Annotated in this window: 21 protein-coding genes; 14 read left to right on the top strand and 7 right to left on the bottom strand. The window is 42.9% G+C overall.

Going from position 1 to position 23,617, the window contains the following annotated elements:
• The first annotated feature begins 24 nt into the window (after positions 1-24).
• The gene (locus ACM0OS_RS03520; RefSeq protein ID WP_414541820.1) at positions 25-3,243 is read left to right on the top strand and encodes a glycoside hydrolase family 15 protein; all 3,219 of its coding nucleotides are present in this window, start codon (positions 25-27) and stop codon (positions 3,241-3,243) included.
• A gap of 65 nt (positions 3,244-3,308) precedes the next feature.
• On the opposite strand, the gene ACM0OS_RS03525 is transcribed toward ACM0OS_RS03520, so the two are convergent.
• Entirely contained in the window at positions 3,309-4,544 is a 1,236-nt protein-coding gene (locus ACM0OS_RS03525) for a hypothetical protein (RefSeq protein ID WP_414541769.1), read from the bottom strand.
• A gap of 535 nt (positions 4,545-5,079) precedes the next feature.
• Positions 5,080-5,361 carry a YkvA family protein gene (locus ACM0OS_RS03530; RefSeq protein ID WP_414541770.1) on the bottom strand — a complete coding sequence of 94 codons (282 nt, stop codon included), beginning with the start codon at positions 5,359-5,361 and terminating at the stop codon, positions 5,080-5,082.
• Between the two features lie 214 nt (positions 5,362-5,575).
• Between ACM0OS_RS03530 and ACM0OS_RS03535 the strand changes: the two genes are divergently transcribed.
• From ACM0OS_RS03535 to ACM0OS_RS03545, 3 genes are all read left to right on the top strand, one after another.
• The gene (locus ACM0OS_RS03535) at positions 5,576-6,334 is read left to right on the top strand and encodes a MotA/TolQ/ExbB proton channel family protein (protein WP_414541771.1); all 759 of its coding nucleotides are present in this window, start codon (positions 5,576-5,578) and stop codon (positions 6,332-6,334) included.
• A 129-nt stretch (positions 6,335-6,463) separates the two neighbouring features.
• Positions 6,464-7,096 carry a biopolymer transporter ExbD gene (locus tag ACM0OS_RS03540; RefSeq protein ID WP_414541772.1) on the top strand — a complete coding sequence of 211 codons (633 nt, stop codon included), beginning with the start codon at positions 6,464-6,466 and terminating at the stop codon, positions 7,094-7,096.
• A gap of 200 nt (positions 7,097-7,296) precedes the next feature.
• Positions 7,297-7,659: a phage holin family protein gene (locus ACM0OS_RS03545; RefSeq protein WP_414541773.1), complete on the top strand. Its 363-nt coding sequence runs from the start codon at positions 7,297-7,299 to the stop codon at positions 7,657-7,659.
• 192 nt (positions 7,660-7,851) lie between these two features.
• Here the strand turns inward: ACM0OS_RS03545 and psb29 are convergent, their stop codons facing one another.
• Positions 7,852-8,559 carry a photosystem II biogenesis protein Psp29 gene (gene psb29, locus ACM0OS_RS03550; protein ID WP_414541774.1) on the bottom strand — a complete coding sequence of 236 codons (708 nt, stop codon included), beginning with the start codon at positions 8,557-8,559 and terminating at the stop codon, positions 7,852-7,854.
• A gap of 171 nt (positions 8,560-8,730) precedes the next feature.
• Here psb29 and ACM0OS_RS03555 point away from each other — a divergent pair, with 171 nt between their 5' ends.
• Positions 8,731-9,327, top strand: coding sequence for a chromophore lyase CpcT/CpeT (locus ACM0OS_RS03555; protein ID WP_414541775.1), 597 nt, complete (start codon positions 8,731-8,733; stop codon positions 9,325-9,327).
• Between the two features lie 43 nt (positions 9,328-9,370).
• Here ACM0OS_RS03555 and ACM0OS_RS03560 read toward each other — a convergent pair whose 3' ends face one another.
• Together ACM0OS_RS03560 and hemF are read right to left on the bottom strand one after the other, a co-directional pair.
• The gene (locus ACM0OS_RS03560; RefSeq protein ID WP_414541821.1) at positions 9,371-9,739 is read right to left on the bottom strand and encodes an STAS domain-containing protein; all 369 of its coding nucleotides are present in this window, start codon (positions 9,737-9,739) and stop codon (positions 9,371-9,373) included.
• A gap of 245 nt (positions 9,740-9,984) precedes the next feature.
• Positions 9,985-11,025: an oxygen-dependent coproporphyrinogen oxidase gene (hemF, locus tag ACM0OS_RS03565; RefSeq protein ID WP_414541776.1), complete on the bottom strand. Its 1,041-nt coding sequence runs from the start codon at positions 11,023-11,025 to the stop codon at positions 9,985-9,987.
• 310 nt (positions 11,026-11,335) lie between these two features.
• Between hemF and ACM0OS_RS03570 the strand changes: the two genes are divergently transcribed.
• The 7 genes from ACM0OS_RS03570 (at position 11,336) to ACM0OS_RS03600 (ending at position 18,598) form a co-directional block, all read left to right on the top strand.
• Positions 11,336-11,860: an SRPBCC family protein gene (locus ACM0OS_RS03570; RefSeq protein ID WP_414541777.1), complete on the top strand. Its 525-nt coding sequence runs from the start codon at positions 11,336-11,338 to the stop codon at positions 11,858-11,860.
• A 328-nt stretch (positions 11,861-12,188) separates the two neighbouring features.
• Positions 12,189-13,259: an Mrp/NBP35 family ATP-binding protein gene (locus ACM0OS_RS03575; protein WP_414541778.1), complete on the top strand. Its 1,071-nt coding sequence runs from the start codon at positions 12,189-12,191 to the stop codon at positions 13,257-13,259.
• 123 nt (positions 13,260-13,382) lie between these two features.
• Complete coding sequence (gene rodA, locus ACM0OS_RS03580; protein WP_414541779.1) at positions 13,383-14,699, top strand: rod shape-determining protein RodA; 1,317 nt, start codon at positions 13,383-13,385, stop codon at positions 14,697-14,699.
• Positions 14,700-14,793: 94 nt separating this feature from the next.
• Positions 14,794-14,991, top strand: a complete 198-nt coding sequence (locus ACM0OS_RS03585) for an NAD(P)H dehydrogenase subunit NdhS (protein WP_414541822.1) — start codon at positions 14,794-14,796, stop codon at positions 14,989-14,991.
• 67 nt (positions 14,992-15,058) lie between these two features.
• A complete protein-coding gene (locus ACM0OS_RS03590) occupies positions 15,059-15,715 on the top strand; it encodes an HAS-barrel domain-containing protein (RefSeq protein ID WP_414541780.1) in 657 nt (218 codons plus the stop codon).
• A gap of 147 nt (positions 15,716-15,862) precedes the next feature.
• Positions 15,863-17,998 (top strand): cation:proton antiporter, encoded by a 2,136-nt coding sequence (locus ACM0OS_RS03595; protein ID WP_414541781.1) that lies wholly within the window; start codon positions 15,863-15,865, stop codon positions 17,996-17,998.
• Positions 17,999-18,025: 27 nt separating this feature from the next.
• Entirely contained in the window at positions 18,026-18,598 is a 573-nt protein-coding gene (locus tag ACM0OS_RS03600; protein ID WP_414541782.1) for an HD domain-containing protein, read from the top strand.
• An 83-nt stretch (positions 18,599-18,681) separates the two neighbouring features.
• Here ACM0OS_RS03600 and ACM0OS_RS03605 read toward each other — a convergent pair whose 3' ends face one another.
• A complete protein-coding gene (locus tag ACM0OS_RS03605; protein WP_414541783.1) occupies positions 18,682-19,698 on the bottom strand; it encodes a ribose-phosphate pyrophosphokinase in 1,017 nt (338 codons plus the stop codon).
• 785 nt (positions 19,699-20,483) lie between these two features.
• On the opposite strand from ACM0OS_RS03605, the gene ACM0OS_RS03610 reads away from it, so the two are divergent.
• On the top strand, positions 20,484-22,199 hold the full coding sequence (locus ACM0OS_RS03610) for a protein kinase domain-containing protein (RefSeq protein WP_414541784.1): 1,716 nt from the start codon (positions 20,484-20,486) through the stop codon (positions 22,197-22,199).
• A 243-nt stretch (positions 22,200-22,442) separates the two neighbouring features.
• Entirely contained in the window at positions 22,443-22,826 is a 384-nt protein-coding gene (locus tag ACM0OS_RS03615; RefSeq protein WP_414541785.1) for a nuclear transport factor 2 family protein, read from the top strand.
• Between the two features lie 177 nt (positions 22,827-23,003).
• Here ACM0OS_RS03615 and ACM0OS_RS03620 read toward each other — a convergent pair whose 3' ends face one another.
• Positions 23,004-23,609: a hypothetical protein gene (locus ACM0OS_RS03620; RefSeq protein ID WP_414541786.1), complete on the bottom strand. Its 606-nt coding sequence runs from the start codon at positions 23,607-23,609 to the stop codon at positions 23,004-23,006.
• Between the last annotated feature and the right edge of the window lie 8 nt (positions 23,610-23,617).

Genomic DNA, 23,617 nt, shown 5'->3' on the forward strand with positions numbered 1-23,617 from the left:
CGCAAGCTACCCCAAAATCAGATGATGAAAACAGTCACCGCATTGTCAAACCGACTGGATTACTACTACCAGCAAATCAAGACGATCATCCTCACGCGTCAAAATCCCATTACTGGTTTACTGCCTGCGAGTACGGCAATCACTGCCCACGGTGATTATACTGATGCTTGGGTACGAGACAATGTTTACAGCATCTTAGGAGTTTGGGGTTTAGCTCTGGCATACCGCAAAATTGATGAAGACAAAGGGCGTACTTACGAATTAGAACACAGCGTCATCAAGTTGATGCGGGGGTTGCTATTTGCCATGTTGCGTCAGTCCCATAAAGTGGAGCAATTTAAACACACACAATCGCCACTGGATGGGCTACACGCTAAATACAACACTGCAACTGCTGATATTGTGGTCGGCGATGACGAATGGGGACATTTGCAACTTGATGCCACATCTCTATTTTTACTGATGCTGGCCCAAATGACTGCTTCTGGATTGCAAATTATTTATACGATTGATGAAGTAAATTTTGTCCAAAACTTGGTTTATTACATTGGACGCGCTTACCGCACACCAGATTTTGGGATTTGGGAACGGGGTAATAAAATTAATCATGGCAGTGCCGAGTTAAACGCCAGTTCAGTAGGCATGGCTAAAGCGGCCTTAGAAGCAATTAACGGACTAGATTTGTTTGGTGTTCGTGGGAGTCAAGCATCAGTAATTCATGTCCTACCCGATGAAATCGCCCGCGCCCGGCTTACTTTGGAATCTTTATTACCTAGAGAATCGGCTTCTAAAGAAATTGATGCGGCGCTGCTGAGTATTATTAGTTATCCTGCCTTTGCCATTGAAGATGTGCAATTACACGAGCGCACATTTAACGATATTATCAACAAACTCCAAGGTAAATACGGCTGCAAACGCTTCTTGCGCGATGGACACCAAACCGTTTTAGAAGATAGCCAACGCTTACACTACGAACCTTGGGAACTCAAGCAATTTGAGCATATTGAATGTGAATGGCCTTTATTTTTCACTTATTTATTTTTAGATGGGTTGTTTCGCGGTAATAGCCAGCAAGTTAAAGATTACCAAGAACGTTTACAGTCATTATTAGTAGAACGTGATGGTGTCGGTTTATTACCAGAACTTTATTACGTACCAGCCGAAAACGTAGAAGCCGAAAGGTTAGATCCCCAAAGTCAACCCCGATTACCTAATGAGAACATTCCTTTAGTTTGGGCGCAAAGTTTATATTTTCTTGGTCAACTGTTAAGTGAAGACTTACTGGCCGTTGGCGATATAGATCCTTTAGGCAGACATTTATGTATAGGTAAAAAACGCAAAGCTTTAGTCCAAATTGCCTTGCTAGCTGAGGATGAAGACTTACAAAGCAAACTAGAAGTTCACGGTATTGAAACCCAAACACCAAAACAAGTAGAACCAATTCAAGTCAGAAAAGCTGGAGAACTTTCAGCTATTTATACCCAAATTGGGCGTAATGATAAACTCGGTTTAACTGGTCGTCCGGTGCGGCGATTGCGGAGTTTGACTACATCGAGAATCTTTCGGATTCACAACGAAACCATTGTCTTTTTACCGTCATTTTTAGATGCTCAACAGTTTTATTTAACCCTTGATTATCACTTTCTTCTAGATCAAATTAGAAGTGAACTCGCTTACATTCAAACGTATTGGAGTGAGTTGGGGCGTCCTACCCTAACTTTAATGTTGACCCATACCATGTTGGAAATCGGTTCTGAAGCATTATTAGAATTAATGCAGGAATTGAAAAGTGGTATATGTAACGGCGTGCAGGTGAAATTAGGACGATTAAATCAACTGATGCTAACAGCTGGGATGCAAAGAATTGATTTTCTCCAAGATGGAGATTTCTTCCAACCACCTGTCAAAGATGCCGGGCCTCGTTGCTATTACCTGGCTTACCATCCTGGAGAAAACTTACGCTTAGGAAATACCCAAGAATTCCAGATGGAATACGAAACTAACTTGGGGTTATTGCTGTCTTCCTTACGTGCATCTGAAAATATTTACGAACAAATTGAATTATTACAAACTTTAATTCGTTTACAAGGACTAGAGTTTGATACAGGTTTTGGTGGCCCACAGCAGCCTGTGACAGCAGCCGATTTACTTGATGAAGTCTACACCAAAGCCGGGGATTTAGGTTTTTGGGCAGTAGTACGGCGGGCGGCTGGATTGCGGCAGATGGTTGATATCAGCTTGTCAGATACAGTCACCAGTATTTTGGTGCGGGGTAAGCAAATTGCTGTAGGTAAAGCTTACAGTCAAGCATCACTCATTGCTGTACCCATGCCCCATCGGGAAATCGTGGAAAAAATTAATCATTTTTGTCGTGAAGATATCCGCGATCGCGTCCTCACTCAAGAAATTATCATTTATCTGGGGGTGTTAATTAGATCAGAACCTGAACTGTTTCAAGGATTGTTAACTCTGCGAGTCGGCTATCTGATTTTGTTAATTACCAGTGAATTAGCCCAAGAGTTGCATGTCACCCAAGATGAAGCCTACGAACGCTTGATGGAACTACCACCCTTTGAAGTGAAAATGCGTTTGCGTCAGGTGTTAACAGGTTATACAGGTGTGAGTAATTTGTTGCGCCAGCAGGAATCATTGCACGTCAAACAAAAAGAAAGCGATATTGCTTGGGTAGTGCTACCGACAAACGAAGAAGAAGAAAGCGCCGTTCCTCCAGGTGGCTGGCGGAGATTTCGCCAAGCAGAAGGAGCATTAAACCGTGTACCTAAAGACTTCTTCCAGCAAGTTTGGCTATTAATGCAACATTGTAAAGGTTTAGTCATCGGCGATAAACTAGAGCGCCGCAATCGTTTAGATAGCGAGTTGATCTTATCAGAGATGACTGCTGGCGAAAAGAATTTTGCTTTAAGAGTAGAGCATCTTTTAAATAAAATTCAAGCGCCAGAATACCGCCAAGTGAATATTGAAGCCTTAATGGAATTAGCCACCATTGTCGCTAACAACCCCAACCTGCAAATCGAAGAATACATAGTTTTAGATGTATTAATTGGTCACGCAGTCCGCTTGGCATGGCTAGAACAACATCAAGAAAGAGGCGATCGCTATGATGAGGATAAGGCTAATGCGTGGCGATCGTTTTATAATACCTCTCCTCAAGATTGCGTCAGTTACATTTTGAAGGCATTTAGATTCTTGACGGAATTTGTCAACGATAGCGTAGCAATCTGATACAGTAAAACCTTTAAAGTTACGTTCTACCCTTCCCCCGGCATTTATTGGGAAGGGTATATTCTTTAGAGCTTGATTCCTCCGGGTGCAGCAAGTGTGCAATTAACCGAAAATGTCGCTTTGTTCGATACTTCCTGATAAGTTTTGCCATCAGTACCCTTCCACTGCACCTGCATCACACCCCAGCCCTCGTTCTTTGAGCCTGGTTTGCCGTCGAATTGGCGGCTCACTGTAGATGTCACAGTCTGTCCCTTCTTAGCACTCCAGTTAAAGGTGTTAGATTTTTGTCCGTTCTCGTAGGTCAAAAAGCCGGTACCCGCTACGGTATGCTTCATTTGGATTGTTGCATCTAGCTTCACTGTGGTAGGACAAGCTGAAGTCACTACTTTTTGAGTAGGTGTGAGCGACAACTTCTGAACCGATGAACCATCAATTTGGTCTGGACGATCTACCGTCACGATGTAATTGCTCCCTTGGCTAGTAATCTTAGTAACTTTCCAATCTTTCAATAGACTGCTGATACCTGGCGAATTTCTTACAGCATTGGCTACCGCTTGCTTCATCTTAGGGTCATTGAAAGATTTAGTTACCTGACTTTCGATGGTTGGGGTCAGCTGTGTTTTGATTTTGCCTTCAATCCAGCCACAGATGCCCTTAAATGCCTGACACAGTTTGCTAGCGATTTTGAGGTCAGTTTTAAAGGTAGTGCTAGGAGAACCATAGGAAATCGAGCCATTATAGGCGACGGGATTTAGCGAAATTGAAAGAATTGAGTTGTCAAGGTGGATATCGCGTTCCATATCAAGGGAACACTCACCCCATTTACCAGCTAGTCTGCGGACACACTTTGCTTTGATCTCTTCGCCTTGACTTTCAAAATTGGCATTTACATTGATTCGGCTACCATTGACAGTGGCTTGAATAGAACTTGTATTTAAATCGTTGACGTAATATTTGAGGTGCCGAATATTGTTAATTTCGTACTTATATTCAGGAATGGGAAGTGGCACCTTAGAGCCAGTAGGCAATAGTATATAACTTGCGTCCTTGTGCCAGGTTGTGCCGTTTTTCGGCCCCAAATTATGGAGATGGATTTTAGTTGAACTGAGGGCCCCATTAAAAGCCGTAGCAACAGCTGCTTTGGGAACGGTTATATTGACGGTTTCTGCTTGTGCTACTGAAGCGAGTAAAGGAATATGCCCAAACATTATGGCGGCGCTAGCAGCTACCATCAAAGACTTACGAGTTATTTGAATGTACCCTTGAGACAAATGCAATGCGTTTGGAGTTTCAGTTTTCATGAGAATATTCCTATGCGTAAATTTACATCTTTAAGTAGATGCTTGTAAGTCAATTACCAAAAAAATCAAGGTCTAACGGATGTCCTTCATTTCCTGGGCTTATTGCTATATACATTGGCTCTCATGAAAATATGCAGCCATATCCTTTTAAACTAGTAAAAGGGTGAGCGTACATATAGTGACGGCACATCAAACAAAATCTCTCCAGTAAGTTTCACATGGATATTATCTAATACCGATGAAAATTTTATTCGTTCAGTAGCGACCACCAAATACACCAAAAAATTAAACTAAGCCTGAGATGACTTTTCAAGCTTAGTTTAAGGATTATCTAAAACCTATATTTATAATTATGTTAAGAAACTTTCAAAATTACGAAAAAAGGGTAATCAATCTCAATTAATGTGGGGAGCCTATTGTGGTTACTAGCATCTTCATCCCCGCAACTGCGCCAGGTATCCCAATGGTCGCATTATGATGATTATCAGCCAGTCCGGACATCGACTCCGCTCAACAAACTGCGGTGTTAAAACTCCTACTTCATCGATACCGCATCCACATCAACCGTCTCAGTGCTAACATCAGGAGAACTCTTGCGAGCTTTCAAACTGGCGATCGCTAGCCCAGACAACTCAGAAACTAACAAGGAGAAAATTACTACATCGTCAATTTGCCCGACAATAGGAAAAACATCGGGAATAATGTCAATAGGACTGACAATATAAACTAATGTTCCTAAAATTACCCACCAACGATAAGTGGGATTACGAAGTAAATTGCGATACCAATTGTACAGGGATTGGATTGAGAAGTTCATTTTTTGATCCTCCAGTTATTTTTTATTTTGACAAATTATGCTAAGAAATCCCGGTGGGAATAACCGTCCCAAATAGTATGGAAGACGCTACTCATGATCGGTCGCCAATACCTACTCTGCGATTCTGTACAGAAATATGGTAATTGTGCATTAATCTTTAGAATTAAAATGCTTGGGGATAGTTGCTATAGAAATGGAGGAGGAAATTTAACCAGTGGATATTTTAGATTTATTTGAAAAGGGCGGGCCCGCAATGTGGCCCCTGCTTGTGCTGTCAATTCTGTCTTTAAGTGTAATTTTTGAGCGTTTGTGGTTCTGGCTACGAATCATGACTCAAGAAAAGGAAATAGTCAATCGCGTTCTTCATGCGGCTCGTGATAGTTGGGAAGTTGCAGCGGATATTGCCAGAAACGCCAGCCATCAGCCTGTGGGGAGATTCCTTTATGCGCCTTTGAGCGTACCAAAACGTGATCCGGAAACCTTTCGACTAGCTTTAGAGTCCACCGCCGAAGATGAATTAGCGGGAATGCGTCGGGGGGAAAAACTTTTAGAAGCTGTGATAGCCCTTTCACCACTGTTAGGTTTGCTAGGTACAGTTTTGGGTTTGATTCAGTCTTTGCGTTCCATTCGCATTGGGGATTTGGGAACTGAATCTACAGCGGGTGTGACAACTGGTATTGGTGAATCCTTAATCAGTACCGCCGCGGGATTAATAGTTGCCATTGTGAGCTTGGTCTTCTACCGCTTATTTCAAAGTTTTGTCGTTGACCAAGTGAAAATTTTCCGCAAAGCGGGAAATGAAATGGAATTGTTATATCGCGAGTCTCCATCTGACGGTAGCAGAAGTACATCCATAATTGTGGGCGAATCTTTACGAGAAAGTCCCAATGTCCCCCGCAAACGTGGCAAAAACCCGTTTCCTAAACCTCCTGAACCATCGGCTACATCTGACACATTAGATCCTGAACCATAAGTCAATTAATTTGGGATTTTAGATTTACGTCAGCGAAGCGTCAGCAGTGCAGTGGGTTTTTTAAATTGAAAATGAAAAAATCTGTTAATCCAAAATTGAGTAATCCCCAATCGGCATAAGCGTGAGACGATGAAAGTTAATTTACATACTCCAGTTGAAGACGCACAGATTCAAATCATTCCCTTAATTGATGTCGTTTTTTGCATCTTGACATTTTTTTTGCTGGCAGCTTTGCAATTTACTCGACAACAAGCCATCAATATTGATTTGCCCCAAGCTAGTACCAGTACAGTTGGTGGGGTCGCTTCCCAAAGTGCTACTCTAATTGTCACTATTGATGCAGTCGGCAATACTTACATAGAAAAACAGCTTGTCAGACGAGAACAATTGGCTCAAGGATTAAGCCAATATCTCCAAGCTAATCCCAATGGCATTTTGGTGCTAAATGCTTCACGCACAGCCACCTACAATGATGTGATTGAGGTATTAGACTTGATGCGGCAAGTGGGAGGCGATCGCGTATCCTTGGGAATTATCCCCGGCCCATCTCAAATTCCCACAGGCTCACCAAATCTGCCTTTACCCATTAATCCTGGCGAAGTACCTGCACCAGTTCCCGGCATGAATGATTTTAACCCCAACTTGCCCTTTGACCCCAATCAACTACCACCCGGTCAAGGTATCGCTCCAGGAATTCCTCCTGTACCCAACGACTTCGCACCTCCAGCGCCGCCTGTAACACCTGAAACAGCTAATCCCTAACTTGCAAGGTAAATTAGATGCACAAGGGGAGAGGATAAATCCCCTTGTCTTCGCATCTAAACCTAAAGATATCCGGAATAAATAAAAGCTAGAGTACTAATCTCTGTTAATTTATAAATAATTGGTTAAGCTTCAAAGATTTTTATCGATAAGCTTAGGGATTTACCGCCAATCACCATTCGCGTTTCAAGGGTTGTGGCATGAATATTGTGACGCTGTTAATAGTTTGGGTAGTAACATCTATCAGCTTATTGATTATTAGTAAGCTGCCTATAGGAGTTGAAGTAGACACGCCAAGTAAAGCCTTTTTTTCTGCGGCCATTCTTGGTATTGTCACAGCAGTAATCAGACCAATTTTACGCCTGATATTTGCAGTACCAAACTTGTTGACTTTCAACTTCCTATCTGGCATTTTCACATTTATGATTGCCGTAGTTTGTTTTAGTATTGCAGCTTGGTTAGTAGAGGGTTTTCGTTTACGTTTTGGCATCTGGAGTGCTGTACTTGGGGCTTTTGCACTCACCATCGTCAACAGCCTAATCTACAGATTATTAGGAGTTTAAATAATTACTAATAGAGCCTCCGGCACGCTACGCGAACGTAATTCGTAATTAATAAAGAATTCTAATTTTTAGTTTCTTGAGGGATGGAATAAAATTTGTTCCTAGAATTAATCCCCTCAATTTATGAGGGGAAAGATTACGAATTACGGATTATAAATTACGAATTATATCGATTACTTTTGTAGTAATTCATTATTCGTTAGTTGTTGGCGGAGTAGCTGGGGTAGCTGCTTGTTGTTGGCGCTGTTCGCGTTTTTTTCGATCAGCTGACAGCATATCTGCCATTACTATGAGTGCTTGAGCCATTTTCTCTAAATTAGCACTGTATAGTTCTAAATCCTTACTGAGTTTTTCTTCAGATAAATGTAAGCCATTAGCAATGGTTTTCAACGCTTCCAGGCGTTGCTTTTCATCCTTGACTAATTCGGGATCTGACTGTTCCAATAAAGAAAATAAACCCACTGCAAACAAGCGACTGTATTTAAAGTGCGGATTATTAGCGATCGCCTGCAACTGTGCTTGTAAGTCAGCATCTCGATCTAAATGATTGGTTTGGCTTAACCACGCAATTAAATCATTGACTGGCAAATCTTTAGCTAAGGCTTGTAACCGTTCAGCATCCTGTCGGTAGCGTTGCGGTTCTTGCTCTACACCTTGACACAGGGCATTAAAAATTGATTCTTGATCCCGTTGTGGTTCATAGCCTTGCATGAAGCGGTCAAAGGTGGTGACAACACCCAAGGCATAAATGGGATTATAGGCAAAATCGTTATTTACTGATAGTAGATGCATTTCTACCATCAATTCTTCCACCACCCGACGATAAATCGTGTTGATGGGCCGGGTGTGCAGCGAATAAAAAGTTCGCTTTGTATCAGAGACAGTACGGACGTTATTCACAAAGAAAATGTTAAGGGAGATGTGATCTTATTTTCTCGCTTAAAGGCTACTTTGCCAAGTTCAGGTTTCCGAACATTCACTTCAGCAAGTATATGGCATGAGGGGTCTGACCCATCTTTACGAAAGATTTAAATAAAAATTATCATTAAATGTGAATGTGCATCATAATTTATGAGTTTTTCGCCAAAATTAGTTGCCCTAGGTGAGTATCTAGCTGGTGAGTTTAATAATCAACAACAAGCTTTAGCAGATCCAGCCTGGTATGTTCATCTGCGTCTTTGGCAAAGACCAGTTGATTTATTTACAGCAGACAGTATTACCTTATTTGCCGAGCAAGCTAATATTGTCAACCTAGATCGTCCTTATCGGCAACGAATTATGCGGTTGAGGCCTGGTAGCTCTAATGATGCACCCCTAGAGATACAATATTATATGTTCAAAGATCCAAGTGTTTTCATTGGTGCAGGGGTTAATCCTGATTTACTCCAAACATTAACACCGGATCAATTAGATTTATTACCAGGCTGCATCCTCACAGTTACCCAAACAACCCTCACCCCCACTAGCTATAAATTTGCTACCCATCAACTTCCAGATACTTGTTGCAGCTTTACGTATCAAGGTCAAAGCATACAAGTTTCTCTAGGTTTTGCAGCCACATCAACAGAATTTCATAGCTACGATAAGGGAATTGACGCGGATACTGGAAAAGCAACCTGGGGAGCAATTTTAGGCCCGTATCGCTACACCAAGGTAAAACAGTATTAGTGGCATAACACAGCTAATTTTGTGCATCAATATAAAAGCAGCTTTAACTGGCCATGCTACGAGGGACACCTTCTAAAGCTTCCTCCTCAGTTTCAAAGATTTCAAATACTGTGTCCATCATGGTCACTTCAAATACAAGTTTTGCTTCTGGATGTACATTACAGATGCGGAAACTGCCTTTAACTTTATCAGCATCACGCATCCCAGCCACCAAAGACGTAAGACCAGAACTATCAATAAAATTTACCTGACCGAGATTCACAACTACATGGCTACTAAGTTTGGAGATACACTCTTGTAACTTCAAGCGAAATTGCCAAGCTGTGGTGATGTCTAGACGGCCTGAGGGTGTTAAGACAATCACAGTATTGCCGTCTTGGGTTGTATAAGTTGCCTGTTCTATCTGAATCACTAAGCCTCCCGGTGACACTAATCTAAATTGAGTTGGGGATTGGTGAGCCAAAAAACTCGTTTTGTAAGCAATTTTTACTTTCACATCACCGGACAAATTACCAGCGATCGCGTAAGTTGCTTGACTCACCAGTCACACAATTATCCGGTACTGACACTTGAGCTTAACAAGCTACATCAGTAAAAGTCACTTTTTCAAGTGCTTACTTTAGTAGTTTAACTCACCAAAACAATGCTGAGTACCTTTTAAGTACTGGGTGTCCAGTTGACCCAATCTTGGGGCTTTAGGAAAATTTCATACAACTCGGCTTCTGGAGTATTTGGTTCTGGTTGATACCCGTATTCCCACCGAACCAAAGGTGGTAAAGACATAAGAATAGATTCTGTCCGACCGTTGGTTTGCAGGCCAAAAATCGTACCTCTGTCATAAACCAAGTTAAATTCTACATATCTCCCCCGACGGTAAAGTTGAAAATTGCGTTGGCGATCGCCATATTCCATTTCCTGTCGCCGTTTGACAATTGGCACATAGGCGGGCAAAAATGCTTGACCACAGTCTTGTACCAACGCAAACAAATCTTCCCAACTGCGGGTTTCTGGTGCGCCCACTTGGTTGCTATAACTAGCAGCCTCACCATTGGGGTCAGGGCCGCGATATAACAGACCCTGGCCATCTTGGTAATCGAGAAACAAACCGCCAACGCCCCTAGTCTCGCCCCGATGCTTCAGGTAAAAATATTCATCACACCAGCGCTTAAACACTGGGTAATAATCTGGGTGATGTTTGTCGCAAGTTTGCTTGAATGTTTTGTGAAAATGTGCCGCATCTTCAGCAAAAGGGTAATAGGGTGTTAAATCAGCACCACCGCCAAACCACCATACAGGGCCAGCTTCAAAATAACGGTAATTCAGATGCACTGTAGGTACATAAGGATTACGTGGGTGTAATACCAAAGAAGTACCAGTAGCATAAAAACCGTGTCCGTCTGCTTCTGGGCGTTGGGCTAAAATCGACGGCGGTAAATGATCACCCCAAACTTCAGAAAAATTAACACCTGCTTGTTCAAAGATTGCCCCATCACGCAGCACCCGCGATCGCCCGCCACCTCCTTCTGGACGTTCCCAACTATCTTCTTGAAACTTACCCACACCATCGAGTTCTGTTAACCCTTGGGTAATTTCATCTTGTAGTTGTTTCATAAACCGACTGATCCTCGCCTGAGAGTCATTACCAGGCAAAGACTTTGATGATGCTTCTACAGTCGGTGTTTGCGAGTTAGTCAACATAGATTCCCGGACCTAAATTACAATTTTCAAAAAGCCACAAATTTGCCATTTTATCCATTTGTGGGCAATATGAGCCGATAATTTGGCTTAATCTGCCCAATCTGCTTTTCTCTTACTTATTGAGGATTTACACAATTGCTGGGCATAACTAAAGTTATTTTCCCTCAAATGCGTATAGGCTTGTATATTGACTGAGTTTTTTTTGTACTTCTTGATGGAAACATTCTGGTGACATTACCAGACTCTGGTTAACTAGTCTACAAGCACTACCAGAGTTACCAGCAAGTGCGTAGCTAGGAGGATTAGGCAAATGCGAGGTTGGTTATCCAAATTCATCCACCGCAAGCGTCGTCGATTTTGTGCTTCTTTGGTAAGGACGTATCGAGAAATTAGTTCGGCTTCTGTAGATGAATTATGGCTCAAGGTGGTTGACTTAACAGATGTTTCCTGGCATCCACTGCTCAAAAGTACCAACGTCCCCTACGGATTAGTACCTAAACCCGGATTAATTTACCAAGCGGTCACACGCTTTTCACCCATACCCATCCGCATTTTTGTGGAGCGTGTTAATCCTAACGAAATGTTAAGTATCCGGATATTAGCAATTCCTGGACTCGAAGAACGAGTGACCTACAAAGTAGAGTCTACAGTTTGTGGTACCTGTTTATCTTATTCCGTCACTTTACGGGGTTGGTTATCGCCTTTAATTTGGTCATTATCGCGCCCATATGCAGATCGTGTCGCGCGTTCCCTAGTTGATGCTGTAGAACAGGCCGCGTTACCAGGGGTATCAGGTAAGAAAAAATCCCTCAACGATAGTTGTTTTGATTTTTAGAACAGAGGCAATAGGGAAAATTTTGGTCATAGCCAGAAGTATCTCCTCACATCTTGCACCAAGAAAAATCGATGTAATTTTATTACTTAGTAAAAGAGCGAAAGCCCTGATTTAGCCACAAAATCCTATAAAAGTGAGGTGTGTTTATCGTGCATCTTTTTACTTTACCTGGGGTTGTACGTAAAGGTGCAAGATATGAGTCTCCCCCCTGCGCCCTGCACCCTGCCCCCCTGCCTCTTCTCTCTACTCCCCAAAGAAAGTTAAGATCGTAAGTAGAACATAATAAAATTTTCTTAAATTTTGTTACTACGGTAACAGTGAACACAATATGTACGATGTCCTCGATGCCCGCTCTGTCTTAGAAGTGTTGCGACCAGTGCAAGACCCAGAACTCCGTAAGAGTTTGGTAGAACTGAATATGATTCGCAACGTCAAAATTGATCAAGGTAAGGTGAACTTTACTTTGGTCTTGACTACACCTGCTTGTCCTTTACGTGAATTTATCGTTGAAGATTGTGAGAAAGCTGTTAAAAAGCTACCTGGAGTTACAGAGGTAAGCATAGAAGTAACAGCGGAAACACCACAGCAAAAAAGCTTGCCCGATCGCAGTGGCATTACTGGTGTAAAAAATATTCTGGCTGTTTCCAGCGGCAAGGGGGGTGTAGGTAAAAGTACGGTGGCAGTGAATGTAGCCGTAGCTTTAGCGAAAACTGGGGCGAAAGTCGGATTACTGGATGCCGATATTTATGGGCCCAATGATCCCACCATGCTGGGTTTAGCTGATGCTCAAATTGTGGTGCGTTCCACAGAACAAGGTGAAGTTTTAGAACCTGCCTTTAATCATGGTGTCAAATTAGTCTCAATGGGCTTTTTGATTGACCGAGATCAGCCAGTGATTTGGCGGGGGCCCATGCTCAATGGTGTGATTCGCCAGTTTCTCTATCAGGTGGACTGGGGAGAGCTAGATTATTTAATTGTGGATATGCCACCGGGAACAGGCGATGCTCAGTTAACTTTAACTCAGGCAGTACCCATGTCTGGGGCAGTAATTGTGACTACACCGCAAACAGTAGCATTGTTAGATTCACGCAAGGGACTGAAAATGTTCCAGCAGCTGAACGTACCTGTTTTGGGAATAGTAGAAAACATGAGTTACTTTATTCCCCCGGATATGCCAGATAAACAGTATGACATCTTTGGTTCTGGTGGTGGTTCCAAGACAGCATCAGAGTTGGGAGTGCCTTTACTCGGTTGTATCCCCCTGGAAATTGCTACGAGATTTGGCGGTGATAGCGGTGTGCCTATAGTTGTGGCTGATCCCGATTCAGCTTCGGCAAAAGCACTAACTGCGATCGCTCTCAACATCGCAGGTAAGGTATCAGTTGCTGCCCTGACATAATAAATTTTGAATTTTTGTCTGATTCCTAGGCCATAACCTAGGAATACAGATTATTAATATAGTCAAGCTGTAGTCATTAAAATTAACCTCAAATAGCTAAAGTCTAAAATTACACGTCACACAATGTTATTAAAACGTTCAGTCCCCAAAAGTCGCAGGCAGTATTGGTTCAAGCCTTGGCAACAAATGGATTGGCTACTATTTTTTCTGACTTTTGGTGTCAGTATGTTTGGTGGCCTGATGATCTTCAGTACGGAACTCACACAACCGGTTGCTGACTGGTGGTGGCACTGGTTGATGGCTGGTATTGGCGTTGTCCTCTCGCTGCTGATAGCACGTAGTCGGTATGAAAATTTAATTCAATGGCATTGGTTCACATACGCACTGACCAACCTCAGCCTCATTGCTGTGATGATCATTGGTACTAGCGCCAAAGGCGCACAGCGATGGATTACTATTGGTAGCTTTAATGTGCAACCATCGGAATTTGCCAAAGTGGGCATAATTATCACCTTGGCGGCTGTATTACACAAACGCACAGCTTCCACCCTGCCAAATGTGTTTCGCGCGTTGGCTGTTACGGCTCTTCCTTGGGCATTGATCTTTTTACAGCCAGATTTGGCCACATCCTTGGTATTTGGTGCCATCGTCTTAGGAATGCTGTACTGGGCAAATGCTAATCCAGGCTGGCTCATATTGATGATTTCACCAGTAATTTCCGCCATTCTCTTTAGTATCACTTGGCCTTTATCTGAACCAATAGTTTTATTTGATGAACTATCTTTGAGTGTTTTAGGGTTAGTTTGGATAGTTGCTATGGGGATTATTGGTTGGTTAACTCTCCCTGGGCGGAAATTTGCCCTGAATGGTATTGGTGCATCGGCTCTTAACCTTTTAGGTGGCGAATTAGGAGTTTTTGCCTGGAACCATATATTGAGAGATTATCAAAAAGACCGCCTCACGGTATTTCTCAAACCGGGATACGATATCTTGGGTGTGGGCTATCACCAGCATCAGTCTCGTATAGCCATTGGTGCTGGGGAAATTTGGGGATGGGGTTTGTTTAAAGGCCCGATGACCCAACTAAATTTTGTGCCTGAACAGCATACAGACTTCATTTTCTCCGCCGTGGGCGAAGAATTTGGTTTTGTTGGTTGTTTGGTCGTGCTATTGACTTTCTGCTTGATTTGCTTTCGTTTGTTGCGAATAGCTCAAACTGCTAAAGATAATTTTGGCTCATTGTTGGCCATTGGTGTTTTATCAATGATCGTGTTTCAGTTACTTGTGAACGTGGGGATGACAGTGGGTTTAGCCCCTGTAGCTGGTATTCCCCTACCTTGGATGAGTTACGGGCGTTCAGCTATGCTGACTAATTTCCTGGCGTTAGGAATAGTAGAATCGGTAGCAAATTTTCGGCAACGACAAAAGCACTATTATTGAGTCAAAGCTAAAGTGGTAAAGAACCCTAGACTTTTGATTAGGGATTAATGATAAGTATTAAGCTATTAACAGTAAACCAGCGAGGCTAAACATGATGATTCTGCCTGGAGCAACAGTTCGCGTTAAAAATCCCGCAGATACCTATTATCGCTCCGAAGGACTTGTACAACGCGTGAGTGATGGCAAGGTAGCTGTATTATTTGAAGGCGGTAACTGGGATAAATTAATTACCTTTCGCCTGTCAGAGTTGGAAGCTGTAGAACTGACAGCCGGACGCAAAAAAGGAAAATAGATTAGTCATCAGTCATGAGTATCAAGACTAATGACTAAGAAATAGTGACTCAGAACTCATAACTACGATGCGCCTACCTTTACCACAGTTTGCCACAGGCGATCGCCACCCTAACCACATTGCGGAGGTGATCGAGACTACTTCTACGGAATTTTTGGCCCAGTGCTTGGAACCCGAAGACTTGAGTTTCCCCCCCATGCCACCTTTTGGTAGTTGGGTCTGTTCTGTCGATGAAGAGTCAGGCAATCAAATTTATGCTGTGGTGTACTATGCCACGACCATGCCCATAGATTCTGTACACAGGGCCGTGGCTTTGGGATTGTCATTACAAGATTTACGCGAAGAACAACCCCAAATATTTGCCATGCTCAAAACGGAATTTCGGGCTGCCATCGTGGGATTTGAGCAACCGTCCCATACTCTAGGCTATAACCAAGGAATATATCAGTATCTACCACCCCGTCCACCGCAAATCCATCAGGCTGTTTATCGATGTGAACCAGAGGCAATCATCAAATTCACTGAAGGATTAGATTTTTTGCGGACACTACTTTCTGTAAATGGGGCGCCAGTGGAGTCATTAGCCGCAGCAGCTATCCGTAATGTCTACCAGTTACGCAAAACTGACCGACAATGGCTAATTCAAGCTGGACGCACCCTCAGCTTGTTGTTGAAAGACGACTACGATCGCTTGCGGTTTATATTGAGTCAAATCCATCCTTAGGTAGTTAGTTCTTGCACAATTACCTAAGTAGTGTAAATACAGCTTTTGCATTTTTTGTCAGGGTGGCTTTTACATTTATTGCTCGTGGTTTAGTTGATTGCCTCCAAGGTAATCACAGCTTCACCGTCGCCCCTTAAAGTCCAACCTATGGAACTCATTTTACAAGTTCTTGCTTGGGAACCAACTTCTCAAGTTCTTGGCAAGGAACCAATTGTCACCTTTGCTGTGTTGCTGTTGGTTATTTTCGTTGTACCCATCCTGTTTGAGCGACTGAGACTACCAGGATTAGTGGGTTTGGTCTTTGCTGGGGTAGTACTGGGCCCATCAGGCTGGAATCTATTAGATACAGAATCGCCACTAATTAGCCTGCTATCCGATATTGGCTTAGTTTATTTGGTGTTTGTAGCAGGTTTAGAAGTTGAAATCAAGCATTTTCACCGCCAGAGAAAACGCTCCTGGGGATTTGGTAGCTTGACATTTATTCTTCCCCTGATTGTTGGCACCTTAATAGGAAAGTTTTTTGACTTTGGCTGGAATACTTCAATTTTAATTGGCTCTTTGTTAGCTTCCTATACTCTTTTGGCATATCCCATTATCAGTCGTCTGGGAGTAGTCAATAATGAAGCTGTCACCGTTAGTCTAGGAGCGGCAATTTTTACCAATCTGAGCGCCCTGTTAGTATTAGCTGTTTGTGTAGCCACACCTCAGGATGAAGCATTTAGTGGGACTGGGCTACTCAGTTTATTAACTTGGTTAAGTATTTACTCCATCATCATTTTGGTAGGATTTGATTGGGCGGGTAAAGAATTTTTTCGGCGTTCGGGGGATGACGAAGGCAACAAATTTTTATTTGTGTTACTGACCGTTTTTCTGGCTGTGGTGGGTGCTCAATTCATGGAAATCGACAAAATTTTTGGCGCTTTCCTAGCAGGTTTAGCAGTTAATGAAGCCGTGGGTGAAGGGCCAGTTAAAGAAAAAGTGGTATTTGTGGGCAGCGTCTTATTTATTCCCATTTTCTTTGTTAACTTTGGCTTAATTATTGATGTACCTGCTTTGATTACCAGCATTACCACCCTCCAGTTAACGTTGTTGATTGTAGTTGGTTTAATTGCCAGTAAATTCATCGCCGCATTCTTGGCAAAACTAGTTTATCGCTACAACTGGCAGGAAATGCTGACTATGTGGTCGCTATCGATACCCCAAGTAGGTACAACTTTAGCCGCCGCTTTAGTGGGATATCAAGCTGGGTTACTGCCAATACAAGTATTAAACAGTATCTTTGTTTTAATGCTTGTCACCTCAATCGTAGGGCCATTAATTACCAGTCGCATAGCTGTGGCTTTGACTTCTACACCAGTAACAGAAGTAGCCACCCCAAATTTATCTGATCAGAACACCGCAACCAAACAAAGTTCTTGGACGATAGTTGTACCTATTTACAATCCGCAAACTCAGCAGTATTTAATGGAAATGGCGGCTTTATTAGCACAGCAAGCACATGGCCGCATTGTACCGCTAGCGATCGCTACTGCGGCTGCTCATATGGATGCACCACAGTTAGAAGCTTCTCTGCGCCGAAGTGAGCGGTTATTGGCTAAAGCCACAGCCCAAAGTCGCGTACTGGGAGTAGAAGCAGAACCATTACTGCGAATTGATGATGCTTTTGCTCCAGGAATTAGCAGGGCGGCTCGTGAACAAAAGGCAGGTTTGATTGTCATGGGTTGGGGAAAACGCACTGGTTTAAGAGCGCGTTTATTTGGCAATGTGATTGATAACGTATTGTGGACAGCTCATTGTCCAGTGGCGGTGACACGTCTGATGGACTCACCGAAAAAATTTCAACGTATTTTAGTACCATTGGAAAATTTAACAGCATCAACACTGCAACCCGTACAATTTGCCCAAATGTTGGCAGAAGCCAATCAAGCCCAAGTGACGGTGCTGAATGTGTGCGATCGCCGCACTAGTTCGAGTAAAATCGCAGCCAGGCGATCGCATCTCACCCGATTGGTATCTAATTTAGCTGTGTCCAATCCCCCAGAAATTCAAATCATCGCTCATGAAAATGTGGCCCAGGCAATTCTCCAGGCAGCACGATTATATGATTTAGTGGTGTTACCTTTTACACGTAATCGCACAAATCCTAGTGGGTTAACTATTAGCGATGTCACAACTCAGTTAGCAGGACAACTCACTTGCTCTATTGTCATGCTCGGTGAACCGCAACACACCCAAACAGGCATGATCCTAACGGGTATTTCCCCCACTACAGCTGTTGTTTAATTTTTGGAATTTCCTGGGAAAAATATCATGCTCTCAGAACGATTTACCGCAGCGTTGAAATATGCTACCCAACTCCATCAACAACAGGTACGGAAAGGTTCAGGGGTTCCCTACATCGCCCACTTGTTAGGTGCTGCTAGTATTGCTTTAGAATATGGTGCCAACGAAGATGAAGCGATCGCCGCTTTACTTCATGATGCCATTGAAGACCAAGGAGGGGCTGCCACACGGACAGAAATTCGTCGCCGTTTTGGAGAAAATGTCACAGCCATTGTTGATGGTTGTACTGATGCCGACACCATACCTAAACCCCCTTGGCGACAACGCAAAGAGACATATATTGCCCACATTGCCACCGCCTCCCCCTCAGTGTTACTGGTATCAGCAGCAGATAAACTTTACAACGCCCAATCAATTCTCAAAGATTATCGTTTGCTGGGTGAAACACTTTGGCAACGCTTTCAAGGCGGTAGAGAAGGGACGCTGTGGTATTATCGCGCCCTAGTAGATGCTTTTAGCAACAGGGGAAGCACACCGCTAGTGGCAGAATTAGCACGAGTAGTTACAGAAATTGAGTTACTGACATCTAATAAAAAATGAAGGCTGAAGGCTGAAAAAATTCATACTTCATACTTCATATTTTTTGATGCCAAATTGTAACTAGAAGAACAGTATTTTCTGGGCTAGCGGAACATACTACTGACTGAAGTATCTTCGTGGATGCGCCAGATGGTTTCCCCTAACAGATTAGCGACCGAAAGAACCACTAATTGAGGAAAGCGATCGCGTTCTGGTATGGGAATCGTATTAGTGACAATGACTTCTTCAAACCAGCCACTGGACAAACGTTCCTTCGCGGGAGGAGAGAAAACGGCATGAGTTGCACAGGCATATACCTGACTGGCTCCTTCCTCACGTAGCAAGCGTGCGCCTTCAGTAATTGTGCCACCTGTATCAATCATGTCATCCACCAAAATTGCCGTTTTGCCTTTAACATCACCGATGACATTCAAGACTTCAGCAACATTGTGAGCCTGACGACGTTTATCAATAATGGCCAACGGCGCATCATTCAGTTTTTTCGCAAAGGCTCTAGCTCTGGCAACACCGCCGACATCGGGAGAAACCACCACAATATCAGACAGTTGTTTACTGGCCAAATAATCTAAAATTACTGGTGAACCGTAAACATGGTCAAACGGTATATCGAAATAGCCTTGAATTTGCGCCGAGTGCAAATCCATAGCCAGAACGCGGCTAGCTCCGGCTTTAGTAATCAGGTTAGCTACTAATTTGGCAGTAATTGACTCTCGCCCTGCCGTTTTGCGATCAGCGCGAGCATAGCCATAATAAGGAATGACTGCGGTTATCTGTCGTGCAGAAGCCCGACGACAGGCATCAACCATAATCATCAATTCCATCAAATGGTCATTGACAGGTTGACAAGTAGGCTGGATGAGATAAACATCACAACCTCTAATAGACTCTTGAATTTGAACGTATAGTTCTCCATCTGCGAATCTTTTGCGAATCATTGGCCCCAAGTCCATGCCCAGATAACGAGCAACTTCTTGAGACAGTTGGACATTGGCAGAGCCAGAAAATAGCCGCAGGCGATGATTTTCAGTCAATCCCGTGGCTGCTGGTTGCACCTTTAAACTTGCAGAACTAAGCACAGCAGACCCTCGATGTGCATTCATGGCAATAGTATCATTAGATAATTAGCAGATTTAACTGAAATAGCCTAAAAAAACATCTGTAAGTTTTCTTCAAGCTTTCATAAAAACTTTAAACATTTCTCAATATGATCATTTGTAAGTCATCTTTTAGTCCCTGTGGTAGAAAAACCATTAAATTGATAACTGAACTGAAATCAAGTCTGTGAGCTAGCCTCATAGTTAAGTGGATTTAAGTAATCAAAAGCTCGTAAATTTTGGTGGGATAGAGGATTGCAGGCATCTGTTTTATTTATAACTGCAAGTCAGCCATTCATGGTTTAATTCATATTTACTGGGAGTGAGAAAGTACAAACACTCATGAATAAATTCTTCATGGACAGTTGAATCTCGGCTGTATATTCTATGATACTAGCTGCAAAATTATAAACTAACCGACTAGGTTTTTGATAGTGAATTACATAAAAAATTCTCAGATGTGGCAAATTGAGCTGGCGTGAGATGATATAGCTCAGGGTATACAGTAGTGCTAGATGTTGGCGTTGATGTTGATATGGAGACTGCTCTTGACGCAAATCGCCCCAAAAAAGGTTGAAATTAATCGTCCGTAGGCAGTTGGTTTTGTTGACCGTATATTCCGGCAATTTCTCACACATACTTACGGATGGCAGATTGGAAAAATAGAGTTAAATAATTCTTTGAAGACTTAATTAGCACGTACTATTACGGTAGTTCTGATTTTCTCTGCCCAAACTTATTCTTGGTAAGTTGCTTCCTACCCAGTTGCTATTATATTAAATTAATTAATCATGCAAGCACCCATTACAGTTGGTTCTATCCTGCAAAACCGTTACCGCATAATTCAAATTCTTGGACAAGGGGGATTTGGTCGAACCTATTTGGCAGAAGATCAACGGCGCTTTAACGAACTTTGTGCCATTAAAGAATTGATTCCCTCGACGGCAGCTGACACTTGGGAGAAGGCACAAGAACTATTCCAGCGAGAGGCTTCAATTTTATATCAAATCGAGCATTCTCAAGTACCGCAGTTTCGGGAAAGATTTGAGCAAGACCACCGCTTATTTTTAGTGCAGGATTATGTTGCAGGTCAAAATTACCGTACTTTGTTAGGCGATCGCCTAGCTATTGGTGAAACTTTCACCGAAGCAGAAGTATTGCAGTTGATTCGCTCTTTGCTGCCAGTGTTAGAGCATATTCATAGTCGGGGAATTATTCACCGGGATATCTCACCAGAAAATATTATTTTACGCAATAGCGATACTAAGCCAGTGTTAATTGACTTTGGAGTAGTGAAGGAATTAGCAACACGGCTACAATCCCCAGATAGTAAAGAACCAATTACCACTGTGGGCAAATTAGGCTATGCTCCCAGTGAACAAATGCAAGCCGGACATGCTTATCCTAATAGTGACTTGTATGCCCTAGCTGTGACAGGGATCGTATTGTTGACGGGTAAAGAACCACCTGATTTATTTGATGACACCCAACTAACTTGGAATTGGCAAAGATGGGTCAGAGTAAATCCCCAATTTGCCCATGTTTTAAATCGGATGTTAAATCATCTACCGAGCGATCGCTATGCTAGTGCTGCTGATGTCGCTCAAGCATTGCAAGCTATGGACCAACCCAGTATACCAACTCCCCAAGTCTCCAATATCCAAACAATTGCCGTGGGTCGTCGTCCAGATCCAGTATCACCCCCAGGTTCACCCCATAAACCTGATCCTGTAATTCCCCCTATTCGCTCTAACTCAGTTTTAGATAATCCATTAGCACTGGGGGCTATTGGTAGCGCCGTCGTGATTTTAGCAGGAGTTGGTTCTTGGGCATTAGTAAGTTCTATTCGTAATCAATCAGATACAGCATCAGACCAAACACCACAAAATTTTCCTTCTCCAGTGGTGACTGGTGGGGAAACATTTTCTCCTACGCCTGAACCTACACCTACACCTACTGTTGATCAACCAGATGAACCAGTCATCTTGAGTAGACGCTTGACATTTGGCCCCACTAACAGCACCGTTGTGGATGATACTATCAAAGCCAATCAAATCATCCAGTACAGCTTTTCTGGGCAAGTAGGAGACACATTAACGGCATTCATGGAGCAAGGAAATGGCGTTTTATTAACAGTCTTAGATGCCAATCAACAACCGATTGATCCTAATGCCCAGCAAGTAACGACCTATGAAGGAATATTGCCGGATACTGGTAGATATATAATTCAGTTAACTCTGGTTCCAGAAATTACTGACAGCGATTACAGCCTCAATGTAGCATTAGAAACTTCTGTCATCCCCACACCAACACCGACAGAAACGCCCATAGAAACGCCGACACCCACCCAAACCCCAATTCCCATTCCTGTTCCCATCCCCACGGAAACACCTACACCCACAACACCTACTCAAACCCCAATTCCCACCCCTACACCACCACCAATACCTCAACCCGACTTTGACGGAGTAAATAACACCCCTACTGATAGCACACCACAACTTTGACAGAAAATAATGGGATACAAGCCCCGTCCTTCTAGCTTTGTTTTATATGATACTTTGACCGAGCGAGCAGCAGTTTAATAGCGATCGCAATCGCCACAAGTCTTATTCCTTCATTGAGACATAAAACTTGCTTATGGTTGCAGTGTTATGGCTCTTTACGGGTATGGTTTAGCTACCCTTGATCGGCTGGTTCTACACCCTGTACCATGAACTCATCTTTGGTCAAATCAAACAACAAACAGCATGGATGCCACCCACAAAGCCCAGGTAATCGCTAACGAAAAAAAACTCCTCTCAGCGATGAAAACCAATAATGTGGAACTTTTGGATCAACTGCTTCACGATGAGCTTCTGTTTAACGGGCCTAGTGGCGAAACAGCAACCAAAGCGATGGATCTAAAAAATTACCATTCGGGAAACATCAACCTGCATACAGTTGAATCAAGCGATCTGATGCTAAACACGGTTGCAGACGACGTTGTTGTTGCTGTCACAGTAGAGATCAAAGGAAACTATTTAGGGCAAGAAATTGATGGCAAATTCCGCTATCTCAGGGTTTGGAAGCTATTTGAAAACAACTGGAAAGTGATTGCAGGAAGCGTGGTTACGTTAAGCACCAACAACTGAAAAATTAATACTGAAGACTTAATAATGATAATCAAATAAATGTGTGGGGAAGATATGGCTGAAACTCTTTACTGGTAACTCTTTCAGCCATAGCGTAAGTGCTGCACAATTGTTACAAAAACCCCTTTTACAGGTGGAGCAACAAGTTTCTCACAAGAGAGGTAAAGCTGATTTACCTTAGCTACCAGTCTGTTGCTGTTGTCCATATAGCTGCCTTCCTGACTCTAGTTGAGAGGCAATCTGCTGCTGGCTGTCAATGAATGTGTACTGTTCGTTAAAGCTACTCCTAGGACGCTCTCCAATAATGTAGTGGCGTACTGGCATATCTGGAGCATTGATGACAATGCGATCAGACACACGTACTGCTGCCTGTGGCGCATTTGGATTTTCCTCTTCAAGTCGAGAAACCACCCACAGTTGGTTGTTGACCGTATAGATATCTTGAATTTCAAGATTGTAACCACCAGAGGGTACCTCTGCTTCAACCGTTATCGTACGCTCCTGACGCTCTGCTCCGGGTACATCAACATCAATGAAAGGAACTTTAATGGTTTCCTCTTCCTGTACCACAACGACTTTAGGCACTGTGACTGTGCGCTCCGTTACTCCAACGTTTACATCAGGTCCTTGAATATCGTACTCTGGTAACCTTCCAGGCTCTACTTCTATATCAGGTAAGCGAGCTGCTTGTTCTTGTTCTACTCGGCAGGATGTCAGAGGAACAAAAAGCAGAATTAGTGATAAAGGGAGGATTTTTTGTAAGGTGAAACGTTGTGATCGCATAAGTTTTA

Source organism: Nostoc sp. CCY0012 (genome assembly GCF_963920855.1).
Lineage (GTDB): Bacteria > Cyanobacteriota > Cyanobacteriia > Cyanobacteriales > Nostocaceae > Cyanocohniella.

Coding starts and splice junctions, on each gene's coding strand:
- ACM0OS_RS03520 (WP_414541820.1), top strand. CDS start 25: ATGAAAACAGTCACCGCATTGTCAAACCGACTGGATTACTACTACCAG.
- ACM0OS_RS03525 (WP_414541769.1), bottom strand. CDS start 4,544: ATGAAAACTGAAACTCCAAACGCATTGCATTTGTCTCAAGGGTACATT.
- ACM0OS_RS03530 (WP_414541770.1), bottom strand. CDS start 5,361: ATGAACTTCTCAATCCAATCCCTGTACAATTGGTATCGCAATTTACTT.
- ACM0OS_RS03540 (WP_414541772.1), top strand. CDS start 6,464: ATGAAAGTTAATTTACATACTCCAGTTGAAGACGCACAGATTCAAATC.
- ACM0OS_RS03545 (WP_414541773.1), top strand. CDS start 7,297: ATGAATATTGTGACGCTGTTAATAGTTTGGGTAGTAACATCTATCAGC.
- ACM0OS_RS03555 (WP_414541775.1), top strand. CDS start 8,731: ATGAGTTTTTCGCCAAAATTAGTTGCCCTAGGTGAGTATCTAGCTGGT.
- hemF (WP_414541776.1), bottom strand. CDS start 11,025: ATGTTGACTAACTCGCAAACACCGACTGTAGAAGCATCATCAAAGTCT.
- ACM0OS_RS03570 (WP_414541777.1), top strand. CDS start 11,336: ATGCGAGGTTGGTTATCCAAATTCATCCACCGCAAGCGTCGTCGATTT.
- ACM0OS_RS03575 (WP_414541778.1), top strand. CDS start 12,189: ATGTACGATGTCCTCGATGCCCGCTCTGTCTTAGAAGTGTTGCGACCA.
- rodA (WP_414541779.1), top strand. CDS start 13,383: ATGTTATTAAAACGTTCAGTCCCCAAAAGTCGCAGGCAGTATTGGTTC.
- ACM0OS_RS03585 (WP_414541822.1), top strand. CDS start 14,794: ATGATTCTGCCTGGAGCAACAGTTCGCGTTAAAAATCCCGCAGATACC.
- ACM0OS_RS03590 (WP_414541780.1), top strand. CDS start 15,059: ATGCGCCTACCTTTACCACAGTTTGCCACAGGCGATCGCCACCCTAAC.
- ACM0OS_RS03595 (WP_414541781.1), top strand. CDS start 15,863: ATGGAACTCATTTTACAAGTTCTTGCTTGGGAACCAACTTCTCAAGTT.
- ACM0OS_RS03600 (WP_414541782.1), top strand. CDS start 18,026: ATGCTCTCAGAACGATTTACCGCAGCGTTGAAATATGCTACCCAACTC.
- ACM0OS_RS03605 (WP_414541783.1), bottom strand. CDS start 19,698: ATGAATGCACATCGAGGGTCTGCTGTGCTTAGTTCTGCAAGTTTAAAG.
- ACM0OS_RS03610 (WP_414541784.1), top strand. CDS start 20,484: ATGCAAGCACCCATTACAGTTGGTTCTATCCTGCAAAACCGTTACCGC.
- ACM0OS_RS03615 (WP_414541785.1), top strand. CDS start 22,443: ATGGATGCCACCCACAAAGCCCAGGTAATCGCTAACGAAAAAAAACTC.
- ACM0OS_RS03620 (WP_414541786.1), bottom strand. CDS start 23,609: ATGCGATCACAACGTTTCACCTTACAAAAAATCCTCCCTTTATCACTA.